The 13957-nt window shown below is 71.8% G+C and carries 11 protein-coding genes; 3 read left to right on the forward strand and 8 right to left on the reverse strand.

The annotated features are described in order from the left end of the window. Window positions 1-123 precede the first annotated feature (123 nt). Window positions 124-2466 carry a HelD family protein gene (locus tag KUA19_RS41310; RefSeq protein ID WP_504739746.1) on the reverse strand — a complete coding sequence of 781 codons (2343 nt, stop codon included), beginning with the start codon at window positions 2464-2466 and terminating at the stop codon, window positions 124-126. 219 nt (window positions 2467-2685) lie between these two features. Then, window positions 2686-4998, reverse strand: coding sequence for a choice-of-anchor P family protein (locus KUA19_RS41315; RefSeq protein ID WP_217405377.1), 2313 nt, complete (start codon window positions 4996-4998; stop codon window positions 2686-2688). A gap of 333 nt (window positions 4999-5331) precedes the next feature. On the opposite strand from KUA19_RS41315, the gene rox reads away from it, so the two are divergent. Next, a complete protein-coding gene (rox, locus tag KUA19_RS41320; protein ID WP_217405379.1) occupies window positions 5332-6873 on the forward strand; it encodes a rifampin monooxygenase in 1542 nt (513 codons plus the stop codon). A gap of 77 nt (window positions 6874-6950) precedes the next feature. Beyond that, window positions 6951-7985 (forward strand): hypothetical protein, encoded by a 1035-nt coding sequence (locus tag KUA19_RS41325; protein ID WP_217405381.1) that lies wholly within the window; start codon window positions 6951-6953, stop codon window positions 7983-7985. Between the two features lie 310 nt (window positions 7986-8295). Here the strand turns inward: KUA19_RS41325 and uppS are convergent, their stop codons facing one another. Further along, window positions 8296-9075: a polyprenyl diphosphate synthase gene (gene uppS, locus KUA19_RS41330; RefSeq protein ID WP_217405382.1), complete on the reverse strand. Its 780-nt coding sequence runs from the start codon at window positions 9073-9075 to the stop codon at window positions 8296-8298. Window positions 9076-9161: 86 nt separating this feature from the next. Here uppS and KUA19_RS41335 point away from each other — a divergent pair, with 86 nt between their 5' ends. Continuing rightward, the gene (locus KUA19_RS41335) at window positions 9162-10142 is read left to right on the forward strand and encodes an aldo/keto reductase (RefSeq protein WP_217405384.1); all 981 of its coding nucleotides are present in this window, start codon (window positions 9162-9164) and stop codon (window positions 10140-10142) included. Window positions 10143-10146: 4 nt separating this feature from the next. Here the strand turns inward: KUA19_RS41335 and KUA19_RS41340 are convergent, their stop codons facing one another. From KUA19_RS41340 to KUA19_RS41360, 5 genes are read right to left on the reverse strand one after another with little or no spacing between them, the layout of a single operon-like run. Next, window positions 10147-10845 (reverse strand): hypothetical protein, encoded by a 699-nt coding sequence (locus KUA19_RS41340; RefSeq protein ID WP_217405386.1) that lies wholly within the window; start codon window positions 10843-10845, stop codon window positions 10147-10149. A 7-nt stretch (window positions 10846-10852) separates the two neighbouring features. Then, window positions 10853-11407, reverse strand: coding sequence for a GrpB family protein (locus KUA19_RS41345; protein ID WP_254550924.1), 555 nt, complete (start codon window positions 11405-11407; stop codon window positions 10853-10855). A 29-nt stretch (window positions 11408-11436) separates the two neighbouring features. Beyond that, the gene (locus KUA19_RS41350) at window positions 11437-12198 is read right to left on the reverse strand and encodes an amino acid ABC transporter ATP-binding protein (RefSeq protein WP_308167943.1); all 762 of its coding nucleotides are present in this window, start codon (window positions 12196-12198) and stop codon (window positions 11437-11439) included. Further along, the gene (locus KUA19_RS41355; RefSeq protein WP_308167944.1) at window positions 12195-13064 is read right to left on the reverse strand and encodes an amino acid ABC transporter permease; all 870 of its coding nucleotides are present in this window, start codon (window positions 13062-13064) and stop codon (window positions 12195-12197) included. Before KUA19_RS41355 ends, KUA19_RS41350 begins: the two co-directional genes overlap by 4 nt. A gap of 9 nt (window positions 13065-13073) precedes the next feature. Continuing rightward, window positions 13074-13946 carry an ABC transporter substrate-binding protein gene (locus tag KUA19_RS41360; RefSeq protein ID WP_217405387.1) on the reverse strand — a complete coding sequence of 291 codons (873 nt, stop codon included), beginning with the start codon at window positions 13944-13946 and terminating at the stop codon, window positions 13074-13076. Window positions 13947-13957: the final 11 nt, after the last annotated feature.

Here is a 13957-nt window from a genome sequence, read left to right on the forward strand (position 1 = left end):
CCGGGGCCACCTCGCGCGGCCCCGTTTCGATCCGCTGAGATGCGAACGGGGGCGGTGCGTCGCGCACCGCCCCCGACATCTCCTGATCAAGCGGGTCAGCTGTACGGGTAGACGACGACCTTCTCACAAGGGCAGGGGCGAACCGGCCGGGTGCAGCACGGTCAGGCGCTGGGTGGCGCGGGTCAGCGCGACGTACAGGTCACTGTGGCCGCGCGGGGACTCGGTGACGATCCGGGTCGGGTCGACCACCACCACCGAGTCGAACTCCAGGCCCTTGGCCTGCCGTACCGTCAGCACCACCACCTGGTTCTCCAGATCGGCCTGGGCGCCCAGGGCCGCCTGTGGCAGGGCGCGCAGGACCGCCGCGCCGACCTCGTCCAGCATCCCGGCCGGGACCAGCACCCCGAGCCGCCCGTCGGCCAGCGTCGCGGGATCCGCCTCGGCCAGCGCGGTCCTGGCTGCTGAAGCGGCCAGGTCACCGTCAGCGACCGCGATCATCTCCGGCTCGGTGCCGGTGCTGCGTACCGAGCGGGGCGCCAGCAGCGCCGGATCGATCTCGGTCAGCACCTTCCCGGCCAGCGTCATGATCTCGGCCGGGGTGCGGTAGTTGACGGTCAGCTCCTCGTGCCGCCACCGCTGCCCGACGTACGGCTCCAGCGCCTGGCCCCAGGCCGAGATCCCGGACAGGTCCCCGGTCTGCGCGACGTCGCCGACCACGGTCATCGACCGGCTCGGACTGCGGCGCATCAGCAGCCGCCACGCCATCGGCGACAACTCCTGCGCCTCGTCGACGATGATGTGCCCGAAGGCCCAGTTGCGGTCGGCGGCGGCCCGCTCGGCGGCGGTGAGCAGGGCCTTTTCCTCGTGCCGCTCGCCCAGGATCCCGGCGTCGAGCAGGTCGACGGCGGTCAGGATCTCCGGGTCGATCTCGTCCTCCAGGTCGATCGACCGGGAGCCGTGCAGGATCTCCAGCGCGCCCTCGGCGTACGCCGACTGCTGCCGCCGTCGCCACCGAGCCAGCAGTTCCGCGTCGCGGTCGTCCTCGCCCAGCAACTCGGCCGCCTCGTCCAGCAGCGGTGCGTCGGCCGGCGTCCAGCCCGAGCCGCGCGGCCGCGCCAGCAGCGCCCGCTCGCTCTCCGACAGCATCGGCGCCGCCGCGGCGAGCCGATCGGCGCCGCGGTACAGGTCGGACAGCAGCGTCTGCGGGGTCAGCACCGGCCACAGCCAGTCCAGCGCGGTCTGCACGCCCGGCTCCATGGCCAGCTCGCGCCGGATCTCGGCCAGGTCGGCCTCCTCCAGCAGCTGCGCCTCGCCGGGGGCGTCGTCGCCGCCGAGCGGGTCGTCGGCGTACGGGTCGACACCGATGGCGTCGGCGTACTTCAGCGACAGAGCGTGGATGACCTCGGTGTCGAACAGGGACCGGGCCAGGTTGTGCGGCTTGCCGGTGCGGCGGGCGTTGGCTCGGGCATCCTCACAGGTCGCCCGGTCCAGCACCAGGTGGTCGCCGTTCTCGAGCACGATCTCCAGGTAGTCCTCCGGCGCCCGCTGCCGGTCGCGGACCGCCTGGGCCAGCACGTCGGCCATCACCGCCCGCCCCTTGACCTCGGCGGCGGTGTCGGACTCCGTGGCGTGCGCGCTCACCCCCGGGAACAGGTCGCCGACGGTGCGCAGCAGCACGCCCGTCTCGGCCAGTGACGGCAGCACCTGCGAGATGTACTTCAGGAACGTCTCGTTCGGGCCCAGCACCAGCACCGCCCGCGTCGACAGCTCCTGCCGGAACGTGTAGAGCAGGTACGCCGCCCGGTGCAGCGCCACGGCGGTCTTGCCGGTGCCCGGCCCGCCCTGGACCACCAGCACCCCGCTGAGGTCGGCGCGGATGATGCGGTCCTGCTCGGCCTGGATCGTCTGCACGATGTCGCGCATCCGGCCGGTGCGGCCCGCGCCCAGCGCCGCGAACAGGGCTGCCTCACTGGTCAGCCCGTCGTGGTGCGGCGCGGCCGCGGCCGTCTCCAGGTCCAGCACCTCGTCGTCGAGCTCGGTGACCTTGCGGCCGGAGGTGCGGATCTGGCGGCGGCGCCGTACGTCCAGCGGGGACGCGGCGGTGGCCAGGTAGAACGGGCGGGCCGACGGGGCGCGCCAGTCCAGCAGCAGCGGCTCGTACTCACCCTCCTCGTCGAAGATGCCGATCCGCCCGATGTAGTGGTGGTGGCCGTCGAGGAAGTCCAGGCGGCCGAAGCACAGCCCGTTCTCCACCGCCCCGAAGGTGGCCACCTGGTCGGTGTACCGGCCAATCAGCGAGTCGCGCTGGGACCGCTCCTGCAGTGTGCCGCCGCTCTGCAGCAGCGTCTGCGCGAGTTGGGCGGAGGCGCGTTCGCGCAGGCCGTCGAGGCGGCCGTAGAGCATGGAGACGTACTCCTGCTCGGCGGTGAGCTCGGCATCCCGGTCGGCGGCGGGGGAGCTTGACAAGCCCGTCTCCTTCGTGCTCTACTAGGCGACAGAACGGACGCGATAGCGCCGTTCTTTTTTGTTGGCCGTAATCAGCCAACCGCCAAATCTAGCGCACGATCCCCGCATCGACCCCCTCACCCTCCGTGTCGATCATGAACTTATGGGCGCGTTCGACGGTGTGTCCCGCCCACAACTTCATGATCAACGCGGAGGGGTGGTGCGGCGGGGTGGCGGGGGTCAGCGACAGTTGTGGATGCCCGTGGTCGCCGAGGCGACCACGAGGTCGGCGCTGACGCCCAGCAGCGGCGGCACGATCAGGTGCACCGCGTTCACGGTCAGCCCGCCCGGCCCCGGGACCTGCTCATTGACCACCAGCTTCGCGCCAGGCAGACCCGGTAGCGGCACCGTCGTGTTCGGGGCCGTGGCAGCATCGACCACCACCCCGCCGACCAGCACCCGGCCCAGCGTCACCGATCCCGACGGCCCGCCGCAGGTAGCCGTGGAAACGGCGCGCAGGTCGCGCAGTGAGATCGCGGGAAGGCCAGGCAGGCCCAGGTCAACCCCGTCGACGGTCGCGGTCGCGGTGGCCGTCCCCGGCGCGGTCGTCGTCACGACTTTCGCGCACAGGGCCGAGGCCTGCAACGCCACCAGTGACAACGACGCGGTACACGGGGTGCCCGTGCCGAACGGGGTCGCCACCCGGACCGGACCCGTGTCCGGCGTCGCGGCCACCTGCGTGGTGCCGACCAGCAGCTTCAGCTTGCCGGACAGGCCGAAGGCGCGGCCGGTCAGATACTGCAGGCCCACGGTCGCGGCGGCCTGGCTCGGCTCGTAGAAGACGCTGCCCGCGTACGCGGCAGACACCGGCAACCGCCCCGAGGCGTCCAGCGGCTGTGCCACCTTCGCGATCACGCACGCCGCGACCCCGTCCGCACCGGTGTCGGCGGTGCAAGACTGCCTGGTCGCGCCACTGCCCAGCACCAGCACCACCGGGGCGCCCACCACCGGCGTCCCGTCACCGGGCACCGGTGGCACCGAACCCTCGGTGAGCCGGGCCGCGAGCCGCGCGGACTCGTCGTTGGCGACATTCACATCGCCCTGGTACGACAGCAGCGTCTGCTCCCGCGTCACCGTGAAGTCGGCGCTCGCCCCCGACGGCAGGTGCACCGCGTCCCCGGCGTACGACGCCGTCACCGGGTACCCGCCCGGCTGCTCCTGCGGCACCACCTCGCACGCGGCCACCCCATCCGCGCCGGTGGTGGCGGTGCACGTCTCGGCACCATTCAGCGCCAACGCCACCGGCATTCCCGGCAGGGGCGCGCCCGTGTCGGTGAGGGTCAGCTTCGCGGCCAGTCGGGCCGGGTCGTGGTAGTCCCCGGTGACCGCCCCGGTCCACTTCAATGTGGTCGGCTTGCGGCGCACCTCGAACGTGCCCGAGTACGACGACGGCTCCCGGGTGGTGTCCCCGGCGTAGGTGATCGCCAAAGCCCGTACCCCCGCCGGAGCCTGCGGCGTCACCACGCAGCTCGCCTCGCCCGAGCCGTTCGTGACCGCGCCGCAGTCGGCGACCCCGGCCAGCGCGAACACCAGCGGCGCGCCCGCGACCGGGGCACCCGAGCCGGTGTAGGTCAGCTTCGCCCGCAGCGTCGCCGCGGCGCCGATCGGGCCGGAGCCCGCGCCGAGGAAGGCCAGCGTCGTGCCGTACACCTGGAAGCTGATCGTCACCGACGCCTCGGCGTCGGTCTCCTCGACCACGACGGCGCTGGTACCGGCCCCGGCGTAGCTGGACCCCGCGCCGCCGTCGCCGCCGTCGAACCCGGCCAGCAGCGGCGCCGGGGGAGCGCCCCCGGAAGACCCGCCGCCGCCCCCGAACCAGCCGCCGCCGCCCCCGCCACCGCCGCCGCCGGTCGACGCCGGCACGGCGAACGCCCCCGCCCCGCCCTGGCCCTGGCCGCCCGCGCTGCCCAGCAGGCCGCCCACACCGAACGGGATACCGCCGCCGCCCGGTGCGTCCACCGACGCGTCACCGCCGCTGCCCGAGGCGCCGCAGCCGATCGCGAAACAGCGCCCCGCGCCGCCGCCCCCACCGGCCGCCACCAGCAGCCGCGACCCGAGCGAGTCGCAAGGGCTGCCCAGCGAGCAGGTGCGCAGGTCGGACGCGCCACCACCGGCGCCCCCGCGGTACGGCGACCCGGACCCACCGCTGCCCCCGCCACCGAAACCGGGCTGGGCGCCGTCACCCGGCTGCCCCACCTCGACCCACAGCCGGGTCACGCCGGACGGGATGGCGAGATCGGCCGAGACACGCCGGCCGGGCCGACCCCCGTTGCCGCCGCCGGCGCCGTCGCCGCCACGGGCGCCGACCAGCTCGACGTGCACGCCGCTCACCCCAGCGGGCACGGGCCACGACTGCTCGCCGCCGGTGGCGGTGAACGTGGTCGAGACGCTGTGGTCGGCGAAGGCCGGTGCCTGTGTCGTGACCAGACCGGCCAGCGTGGCCGCGACCCCGATCAGCACTGCCAGGCCTGCCCTGGCCACTGTGTTGCGCACCGGTCCTCCTCGACGTACTTCGGTCGACCGGTTCAACGACCGCCGCGGTCCCGGCGAGCTGTCACCATGGCGACAGGTCCGCGGGCGACGCCGCGCCGGGTTCGCCCCGCAGCGCACGGGCCAGGTGGAGTCCTGATCACATGGGCGGCAAAGGACTGGACGCGACAATGCTCGGGCTTGTAGCTTGCACCTGACCGTGACACCGCCCGAGGAGGTGAGACCCATGAACGCTGGATCGATGTGGGTGCTCCCCCTTGCCGTCACGGCCGGGCGACTGACGTAGGTGTCGCCGGGAGCGCCTCGCCAACAAGGCCCTCCCGAAAGGCAACACCCATGCACTCTGCGCAGTTCACCGCCGAGCCGTCGTCGACCGATCCGGTCGAGCGCGACTCCACCCTGGTCGACGTTCCCGGATCCCCGTCACCGGTCTCCGGCACCGATCGCACGCCCCCCACGTTCGACGTGATCATCGCGGGTTGCGGGCCGACCGGTGCGATGCTGGCCGCCGAACTGCGGCTGCACGATGTGCGGGTACTCGTCCTGGAGAAGGAGACCGAGCCCGCGTCGTTCGTCCGCATAGTCGGTCTGCACATGCGCAGTCTCGAGCTGATGGCAATGCGCGGGCTACTGGAGCGCATGCTCGAACGCGGAAGACAGCGTCCGGCCGGCGGCTTCTTCGCCGCCATCAACAAACCCGCGCCCAAGGGCCTGGACTCCGCGTACGCCTACCTGCTGGGCATCCCGCAGCCGGTCATCGTTCACCTGCTCGAAGCACATGCGATCGAACTCGGTGCGCAGGTCCGGCACGGTTGTGCGGTGGCCGATTTCCAGCAGGACGACGACGGTGTGACCGTCGCGCTGGCCGACGGGGAACAGCTGCGTACGCGCTATCTCGTCGGCTGTGACGGCGGACGCAGTACGGTGCGCAAACTGCTCGGCGTCGGCTTCCCCGGCGAGCCCTCGCGGACCCACACGCTCATGGGCGAGATGGAAGTGGGTGTGTCGCAGGAAGAGATCGCCGCCAAGGTGGCCGAGATCGCCGAGACCGACAGGCGATTCGACCTGAGGTTCTTCGGAGGGGTCTATCGCGTCGTGGTCCCCATCGCGGGAGTCGTCGATCGTGCGGCACCGCCCACGCTCGAGGATTTCAAACAACAGCTGCGCGCCATCGCCGGAACCGATTTCGGCGTGCATTCCCCGCGCTGGATGTCCCGCTTCGGGGATGCCACCCGGCTGGCCGAACGTTACCGGGTCGGGCGGGTGCTGCTGGCCGGAGATGCGGCACACATCCATCCACCCATCGGCGGCCAGGGTCTCAACCTGGGCGTTCAGGACGCGTTCAACCTCGGCTGGAAACTGGCCGCACAGATCCGCGGCTGGGCGCCGGAGACCCTGCTGGACACCTACCAGGCCGAACGTCATCCGGTCGCCGAGGACGTGCTGGACAACACCCGCGCCCAGATGGAACTGCTGTCCGCCGAACCGGGCCCGCGAGCCGTGCGCAGGCTGCTCACCGAACTGATGGACTTCGACGAGGTGAACCGCCGTCTGCTCGAGAAGATCACCGCGATCGGCATCCGCTACGACTTCGGCGCCGGCCCCGACCTGCTCGGTCGCCGCCTGCGCGACCTCGACGTGAAACAGGGCCGCCTCTACGGTCTGCTGCATCGCGGGCGCGGCCTGCTGCTGGACCGCACCGAACGGCTGACCGTCGGCGGCTGGTCCGACCGGGTCGACCACCTCGCCGACCCGACCGCGGCACTGGATGTTCCGTGCGTCCTGCTACGCCCCGACGGTCACGTCGCGTGGATCGGCGACGAGCAGCACGACCTGGACGACCACCTCTCCCGCTGGTTCGGCAAGCCCACCAACTGATTTCGCCCGAGCAGTCGAAATGAAGGCGAACACGTGTGGGCCTCCCAGGCCGGCCCGGGTCGGTATGGTGTTCCGCCGTGACCCCGTTCTCGGCCTGGCGTACCGAACTACTGCTCGGTCTCGCCGTGAACCCGGCGACGCCACCCCGGCTGCTGATCCGATTGCTGGCTCGCGAGGCCGACGATTGCTGGCAGGCACTGTGCCAGCAGCGCCGGTTGCCGGTCTGGATCGTGGCCGCGATCCGACTGCACCCCGACCCGAGACCCCGGACTTACCTCACTGACAGCACACATCTTCGCCCTCGGCCGACGCGATCCGTGCCGGAGTCCTGGCGGGACGGGCGGCTCGCGCTGGCCGGTGAGGTTGTTCGGCTGCCGAATTTCCCACTGGGCGACCTGCTGATCGACGCGCTGCTCGCCGACGACGATTTCGACGCGGTCGGCGAGCTGTACTCCGGACCGAACGTCCGGTACGTGGCCGCCCGAGCGGCCGTGCACCCGTCGGCGAGTGCCAGGGCGGGGGCCTGCTGGACGGTGTACCGTACCAACCCGCGGTTGTGGCAGCAGCTGCGAAGCGACCCACATCCGGTGGTGCGGACCGAGGTTGACAAGATCGAGGAGTTCGACGCCGCGGTGTTCGACGTGGCGCAGGTCCGCGACTCCGGTCGGCACCTGCTGACGGACCTGGCCGTCCGGCGGTTGTCGGCGGCGGTCGTGGCCGAGGTGCTCGCCGAGGACGACGGGGCGATGGTGCGCTGCCTGGCCGCCAACCGCCACACGCCTGCGGAGATCGTCGAGCGCTTGCTGCGTGACGATCGGCCGGAGGTGCGAGCCGGGGCGGCGCGACGTCACGACCTCGGCCCGGACCAGCTCGCGGCGCTGGCGTGCGATTCTGATCCGCTGGTACGCCATGAGGTTTCGCAGCGTGCCGATCTCACGCCACGGCAGCGCATCGACCTGGGACTTGGCCTACCCGAGGTGGACCGCCCTCGACCGGTCGCCGAATGGGAGCCCGCGCTGCGCGATCCAGGCACCGCCCGAGCGGCCGCGGCCGACCGTGCCCTGGCCGTGGCGCGGATGGCGGACATCCTCGCTCACCTCGGCGTGCCCTGACCGCCCGGCACACCCGCGAGCGGGCCACCGCCGTGTGCGGCCCGTAGCAGGTGGCGAGTTGGCCGGGAACCTGATCCGTCGTTCCGAAGCGGGACCAGGCGTCGGTGGTGACGGCGTCGGTCATGTCGGCGGCGGCACGCAAGTCGCCGACGGTGAAGGACTCGTCCGCACCGGCCCGGTGACGTGCGGCCCGATCGGCGGGTTCCCGCCACCGCGGGAAGCGCTCGCCCAGGTACGCCGCCGACGCGGACTTGGCGACGATGTCACCGCTCGTCAGGGCGTCGTGCAGCACCGGGGGTGGGCGGCGCGGTCATGCGCCGAATCTACGTGATCTTGCCGCGTACGACCGCAGCGCCCGCAGGAAGTCGACCTCCCGGAACCCGGGCCAGTACACGTCGCAGAAGTACAGCTCCGAGTACGCCGCCTGCCAGAGCAGGAACCCGGACATGCGCCGCTCCCCGCTGGTGCGGATGACCAGGTCCGGATCGGGCTGCCCGTCGGTGTAGAGGTGCGCCGCGATCGCCTCGGCGGTCAGCGACTGCGCCACCTCGGCCAGGGTCGCCCCGGCGGCGGCCCGCTCGTCCAGCAGCGAACGCACCGCGTCGACGATCTCCTCGCGGCCGTCGTAGCCGATCGCCACGGTCAGGTGGAACCGCGCGTCGCGCGCGCGGGTGTCCTCGGCGGCGAGCTTCAGCGCGTTGCGGGTCGAGTCGGGCAGCAGGTCCAGGCGCCCGGCCAGGTGCAGCCGCCAGCGGTTGTCGGGCCGGGTGAGCCGGTGGGCGATGACGTCCTCCATCATCGCCATCAGGTTGTCGACCTCGTCGCTGCCGCGTTTGCGCATGTTGTCGACCGAGGCGACGAACACGGTCACGTGCTCGATGCCGACCTCGGCGCACCAGCCGAGCACGTGGTCGATGTGCTCGGCGCCGTACCGGTGGCCGGTCTGCGGGGTCAGGCCGCGTTCGCGGGCCCAGCGGCGGTTGCCGTCCATGACCATGGCGACGTGCCGGGGCAGGGCCGTGGTGGACAGGTGACGGCGCAGGCGGTGGGCGTACAGCCGGTACGCGGCGGCGCGGAGCAGCGGAAGCATGCTCGGGATCGAACCACTGTCCAGGGCCCGGGATGTGGTGATCTGGTGAAGACGGCGTGATCGGACCGTGGGTACAGTGCATGATCGTGGAGTATGTGAAACTGGGCCCGACCGGCCTGGACGTGTCCCGGCTGTGCCTGGGCTGCATGAGCTACGGCGAGCCCGACCGGGGTGCGCACACCTGGACCCTGCCCGAGGCGGAGAGCCGCGAGTTCATCCGCCGCGCGATCGAGCTGGGCGTCAACTTCTTCGACACCGCCAACGTGTACTCCGACGGCAGCAGCGAGGAGATCGTGGGCCGGGCGCTGCGTGACTTTTCCCGCCGCGACGAGGTCGTCATCGCCACGAAGGTGCACGGCGTGATGCGGCCCGGCCCGAACGGTTCCGGGCTGAGCCGCAAGGCGATCATGACCGAGATCGACAACAGTCTGCGGCGCCTGGGCACCGACTACGTCGACCTGTACCAGATCCACCGCTGGGATCCGAGCACGCCGATCGAGGAGACCCTCGAGGCGCTGCACGACGTCGTCAAGGCGGGCAAGGCCCGCTACATCGGCGCGTCCTCGATGTACGCCTGGCAGTTCGCCAAGGCGCTGTACACCGCTGACCTGCACGGCTGGACCAGGTTCGCCACCATGCAGAACCACTACAACCTGATCCACCGGGAGGAGGAGCGGGAGATGCTGCCGCTCTGCCTCGACCAGCGGATCGGCGTGCTGCCGTGGAGTCCGCTGGCGCGCGGCCGCCTCACCCGCGAGCCCGGCGCCACCAGCGACCGCCAGTCCACCGACGCCTACGGCAGCTCGCTGTACGACGCGACCGAGGACGCCGACCGGCGCGTCATCGACGCCGTGGGCGCGGTCGCCGCCGAGCGCGGCGTGCCCCGGGCGCAGATCGCGCTGGCCTGGGTGGCCCGGCATCCGGCGGTGACCGCCCCGATCGTCGGCGCCACCAAGCCGTACCAGCTCGAAGAGGCGGTGGCGGCGTTGGAGCTGCGCCTGACCGACGACGAGGTCGCCCGGCTGGAGGAGCACTACGCGCCGCACCCGGTGGTGGGCTTCCAGTAGGCGCTCAGCGGCGCGCTGGGCCCTCGTCGCGGCCCAGCGCGCCGCGCCACATCGTCCGCGTGCTCTCCCGGTTGTCCCAGGCCCGGTAGACGGCGATCAGGCCGCACAACGCGGCGGTGTACCAACCCAGCCAGGTGGCCAACCCGAACGTGGTGACCACCAGCACCGCCATGGTCGCCCCGGCGAGCAGCATTTCCATGGCCGACTCGACCAGCCGCGTCATCCGCAGCGGCACGGGGACGAACGCGAGGACGGCCAGCCGCAGCACCACCCACGCGCCGAACACGATCAGACCCAGGTACACGTAGACGAGCAGCCGCGAGCCGGGTTTGTAGGTGACGATCCACCCGTCGGCGGCCCTGATGCCCAGCACCTCGCCCTGCCACCGGACGATCTCGATGGAGGCGCCCACGTGGACCAGGTCGCGGCCGAAGTCGGTGAAGGATGGCTCCTCCTCCCCGTCGAGGTAGTACGCGTAGTACGACGCCATCGTGTCGCCGGTCTCGGCGATGCGGGTCACCTCGGCCCGCTCGACCGGCAGGCAGCCGGGCGGCCCGCCGGGCTCCTGGCAGGCCAGCACCTGCTGATAGGCGCGACGTTCGGCCAGGGCCGGGCTGATCGCCAGCACCCCGCCGACCACCATCGCCAGTCCCAGCAGGATGCCCACGATCAGCGACGGCTCGGCTTGCGGAAACCTGCGCACCGATCGATTATGGACGATCTACCTCGCGGTGTCCGCCCTCGGCGGCGCTGCGGCGCAGGACGTCCGCGATGAAAGGTGCCTTGGCCGCCCGGTACCGGGGGCGGTCCCGGGCGTCCTCGGCGGCCAGTTGGGCCTTGAGTTCGCCGTACGCTGCGGCGTCGGCGGGGTGGGTGCGCAGGTGGTCGCGGAAGGCCAGCCAGCTCGACCAGCCTGCCGAATCCGCCTGGACCACATGCAGGTGGTGGCTGCGGTGCGCGATGTCGGGAAAGCAGAACGACATTTTGCGGTCGGTCTCGTCGCCGGGTTCCGGGGCGTGGAACCAGCCGATACCGGCCATCGCCGCCGCGATCCGGGCGGCGTGGTCGTACCCGTCGACCCTGGCCAGCATGTCGATGATCGATTTGGCGGCCAGGCCCGGCACCGAGGTGCTGCCGATGTGCTCGACCGGCCCGACCAGCACCCCGGCCAGCGCCGCTTCGATCCGCACCCGCTGCGCCTCGAACGACGTCGGCCAGGCGGGGTCGTACGGCACGATCGTGATCGGATCGAGGCGGATGCTCATCGCACCAGGCTGGGGCAGCGCGGGCTGGCTCACAGGCGACCCGCTGCCAGCACGCGGTCGAGGAACTGCCGGGTACGCGGCTGCACCGGGTCGGTGAGCACCTGCTCCGGCGGCCCCTGCTCGACTACGCGGCCCTGGTCCAGGAAGCACACCCGGTCGGCCACCTCGCGGGCGAAACCCATCTCGTGGGTGGCGATGACCATCGTCATCCCGTCGGCGCGCAGCTCGCGGACGAGGCTCAGCACCTCGCCGACCAGTTCCGGGTCCAGTGCCGAGGTGACCTCGTCGAGCAGCATCAGCCGGGGCGCGCAGGCCAGCGACCGTACGATCGCGACCCGCTGCTGCTGCCCGCCGGACAGCCGGTCGGGGAATTCGCGCGCCTTGTCGGCCAGCCCGACGCGGTCCAGCAGCCGCAGCGCGTCCGCCTCGGCCTCGGCGCGGCCCCGGCCGTGCACCCGGCGCGGCGCCAGGGTCACGTTGTCGAGCACGCTCAGGTGCGGGAACAGGTTGTACGACTGGAACACCATGCCGATGCGCCGCCGCACCCGGTCGGGATCGGTGCGCGGGTCGGTGATGTGCTCGCCGTCGAGGTGGATGCTGCCGTCGTCCAGCGGCTCCAGCAGGTTGACGCACCGCAGCAGGGTCGACTTGCCCGACCCGGAGGCGCCGATGAGCACCACGACCTCGTGCTCGGTCACGTCCAGGTCGAGTTCGCGCAGCACCACGCCGCCCCGGAACACCTTGCGCACCCCCCGACAGGACAGCACCGGCGGCACGGCGGGGGCGTTCACGCGGCGGCCTCGGCGGACTGGCGGCGCGCCGCGCGCAGCGTCACCGCGTCGGTGACCGCGATCAGCGGGATCGCCATCAGCACGAACAGTGCCCCGGCGACCAGGTACGGCGTGTAGTTGTAGGTCTGCGCGGTCTGGATCTGCGCCATCCGGATGGCGTCGATGGGTCCGGCCAGTGAGATCAACCCGACGTCCTTCTGCAGCGCCACCAGGTCGTTGAGCAGGGGCGGGGCGACCCGCCGCAGCGCTTGGGGCAGCACCACGTGCCGCATCGTCTGGCGGTAGGTCAGTCCCAGCGACCGGGCGGCGGCCCGCTGCGACGGGTGCACCGACTCGATCCCGGCCCGGAACACCTCGGCCAGGTACGCCGCGTACACGATGGTCAGCGCGATCCCGCCGAGCACCAGCAGCGACGGGGTGCCCTGCAGCCGTAGCCCCGGCACGCCGAAGGTGAGCAGGTACAGCACGATCAGCAGTGGCGTGCCGCGGAACAGGTACGTGTACGACGCGGCCAGCGCCCGCAGCGGGAAGAACACCGCCGGTCGCAGCGTCCGCAGCACCGCGATGATCAGGCCCAGCAGCAGTGCCCCGACCGCGCAGAAGGCCAGCAGGCGGACGTTGAGCCACAGCCCGTCCAGGATCAGCGGCAGCGACTCGCGGGCCACCGTCGGGTCCAGGAACGACTGTTTGACCCGGTCCCAGCCGGGGGCACCGGTGACCGCCACCACGGCCAGCACGCCGACCACGGCGGTGGAGGCGGCCGCGACGACGACGGAGACGACGGTCTGCCGCCGTCGGTGCGCCACCCGGGCCCGCTGCAGCGGGCTGGGGCGGTAGCCGTCGTCGACTTCGGAGATGGCGGTCACCGGCGCACGCTATCCCAGCGTCGGGGCCCCGGCGACCCCGGCCAGCCACTGCTTCTGCAGCGCGTCGAGGGTTCCGTCGGTGCGCAGCGCGTCGACGGCCTGGCTCACGCACGAGGTCAGCGCCGAGCCCTTGTCGAGCACCAGTCCGAACTGCTCGGGTGTGCCCGAGGGCTGGGGGAGCTGGCCGACGATGACGCCGCCGTCGAGTTCGGCCGCGGTCATGTAGAACGCGGTCGGCAGGTCCACCACGATGCCGTCGACAGTGCCGTTCTGCAGCTGCTTCTTGGCGTCGTCGTTGTTGTTGAACACGGCGGGCGCGGCGTCCGGCTTGACGATCTCGGTGATCGCCCGGTAGCTGGTCGTGCCGACCTGGGCGCCGAGCTTGGCGTTCTTGAGGTCGGCCAGCGACTTCGCCCCGGCGATCTTCGAGCCCTTGACCGTGATGACAGTCTGCGTGACGTCGTAGTACGGCGCGGAGAAGTCGACCGCCTGCCTGCGCTCCGGCGTGATCGAGAATTCGTTGATGTCGAGGTCGAACGTCTTCGCACCCGGGGCGATCGCCGCGTTGAAGGTGACCCGGGTCCAGACGACCTGGTCCTTGGTGTAGCCGAGCTTCGTGGCGACCGCGTACGCGACCGCGGACTCGAAGCCCTGGCCGCTGTCGGGCTTGTTGTCGGCGAACCACGGCGGGTACGCCGGGTCGTCGGTGGCGATGGTGAGTTTGCCTGCGGCGAGCGTCTTGAGGCTGCTCGGCGCGCAGGCGGCGGGTGCGGCCGAGGCCGACGGATTCGTGCCGGGCTCGTCCTGGGGCGCGCAGGCGGCCAGTGCCAGCACGGCGAGCGCGGCAGAACCGGCCAGAGTGGATCTGAGGGGGGAACTCATGGCCCCAGGAT

Origin of the sequence: Catellatospora tritici (genome assembly GCF_019083965.1) — a bacterium.
GTDB lineage: Bacteria > Actinomycetota > Actinomycetes > Mycobacteriales > Micromonosporaceae > Catellatospora > Catellatospora tritici.

Excerpts from the sequence above, each read along its gene's own strand:
- KUA19_RS41345 (WP_254550924.1), bottom strand. The coding sequence starts at position 11,407 with ATGAGCATCCGCCTCGATCCGATCACGATCGTGCCGTACGACCCCGCC.
- rox (WP_217405379.1), top strand. The coding sequence starts at position 5,332 with ATGCACTCTGCGCAGTTCACCGCCGAGCCGTCGTCGACCGATCCGGTC.
- uppS (WP_217405382.1), bottom strand. The coding sequence starts at position 9,075 with ATGCTTCCGCTGCTCCGCGCCGCCGCGTACCGGCTGTACGCCCACCGC.
- KUA19_RS41360 (WP_217405387.1), bottom strand. The coding sequence starts at position 13,946 with ATGAGTTCCCCCCTCAGATCCACTCTGGCCGGTTCTGCCGCGCTCGCC.